Below are 1,900 nucleotides of genomic sequence, written 5' to 3' on the forward strand. Positions count from 1 at the left end.
CGGCACGGTGCTCGTCACCGGCGGCACCGGTGCGCTGGGCGCCCAGGTCGCCCGCCGGCTCGCCCGCGAAGGCGCCGACCACCTGGTGCTCGTCTCGCGCCGGGGCGCCGACGCGCCGGGCGCCACCGAACTGGGCGCGGAACTCGCCGAGCTGGGCGCCCGGGTGACGTTCGCCGCCGGTGACGTCGCGGACCGGGACTTCGTGGCCGACCTCCTCGACCGGGTCAGCCCCGGGCTCACCGCCGTCGTGCACACGGCCGGCGTCGTCCGGTCCGCCCCCTTGTCCGAAGTGGACGGCTTCACGGAGCAATGGGCGGCCAAGGCCACCGGCGCCCGCCACCTCGACGAGCTCCTCGCCGACACCGACCTCGACGCCTTCGTCCTCTTCTCCTCGATCGCCGGCGTCTGGGGCAGTGGTCAGCAGGGCGTTTACGGCGCCGCGAACGCCTACCTCGACGCGCTCGCCGAAGCCCGCCGCGCCCGTGGGCTGGCCGCCACCGCGGTGGCCTGGGGCCCGTGGGCCGACGGCGGGATGGCCGCCGACAACGACGCCGAGGACTACCTGCTGCGCCGCGGTCTCCGCGCGCTGGAGCCGGGGGCGGCCGTCTTGGCCCTGCTGCGGGCCGCGGGCGGCGACACGAACGTCACCGTCGCCGACGTCGACTGGCCCCGGTTCACCGCCGCCTTCACCTCCCGGCGGCCGAGCCCGCTGCTGACCACGATCCCCGAAGCCGTCCTCGACGAACCGGTGGCCGAACCCGGCGGTCTCGTCGCCCGGCTGCGGGGGCTGTCCCCGGCCGGCGCTGGTGAAGTGCTGCTGCAGCTGGTCCGCGACCAGGCCGCCGCGGTGCTCGGCCACCCCAGCGCGGCCGCCGTCGCCCCGGATCGGGCGTTCCAGGAGATCGGCTTCGACTCCCTGACCGCGATCGAGCTGCGCGACGCCCTGCGCGCCGAAACCGGCCTCGCGCTGCCCTCGACGCTCGTCTACGACTGGCCGACCCCGGCCGCGCTCGCCGGGCACCTGCGGGACGGCGTCCTGGGGGATGCCGTCACCGAAGCCGCCACGACGGTGTCCGCGGCCGCCGACGAGCCGATCGCCATCGTCGCGATGAGCTGCCGGTACGCCGGTGGCGTCGGCTCGCCGGAAGACCTGTGGCGCCTGGTGTCCGAGGGCGCGGACGCGGTCACGGGCTTCCCGGCCGACCGCGGCTGGGACCTGGAGAACCTGTACGACGCCGACCCCGCGCGGCTCGGCTCGGTGACGGTGACCGAGGGCGCGTTCCTCGACGCGGCGGGCGCGTTCGACGCCGGGTTCTTCGGCATCTCGCCGCGCGAGGCCCTCGCGATGGACCCGCAGCAACGGCTCCTGCTGGAGCTCGCGTGGGAGGCCTTCGAGCGCGCGGGCCTCGACCCGGCGACCCTGCGGGGCAGTCGGACCGGTGTGTTCGCCGGCACGAACAGCCACGACTACACGACCCTGCTCCTCGGCTCGGCCGACGTCCTCGAGGGCCACCTGGCCACGGGCAACGCGGCGAGCGTCGCCTCGGGACGGCTGGCCTACACCTTCGGGCTGGAGGGCCCGGCCGTCTCCGTGGACACGGCGTGTTCGTCGTCGCTGGTCGCGCTGCACCTGGCGGTCCAGTCGCTGCGGCTCGGCGAGTGCACGATGGCCCTGGCCGGCGGGGTCACGGTGATGGCCACGCCGGGGACGTTCGTCGAGTTCAGCCGCCAGCGCGGCCTCGCCGCCGACGGCCGCTGCAAGGCCTTCGCCGAGGCGGCGGACGGCACGGCCTGGGGCGAAGGCGCCGGTCTGCTGCTGCTGGAACGGCTGTCGGACGCGCAGCGCCACGGCCACCGGGTCCTGGCCGTGGTCCGCGGTTCGGCGGTCAACTCCGACGGC

At 76.0% G+C, this 1,900-nt stretch carries 1 protein-coding gene; it reads left to right on the forward strand.

What is annotated here, in order from left to right:
- Nucleotides 1–1,900 (forward strand): type I polyketide synthase (locus CCN39_RS27270; RefSeq protein WP_143264164.1); only part of this gene is annotated, 1,900 nt, incomplete at both ends.

This window comes from Amycolatopsis kentuckyensis, assembly GCF_002155975.1.
GTDB classification, from domain to species: Bacteria; Actinomycetota; Actinomycetes; order Mycobacteriales; family Pseudonocardiaceae; genus Amycolatopsis; species Amycolatopsis kentuckyensis.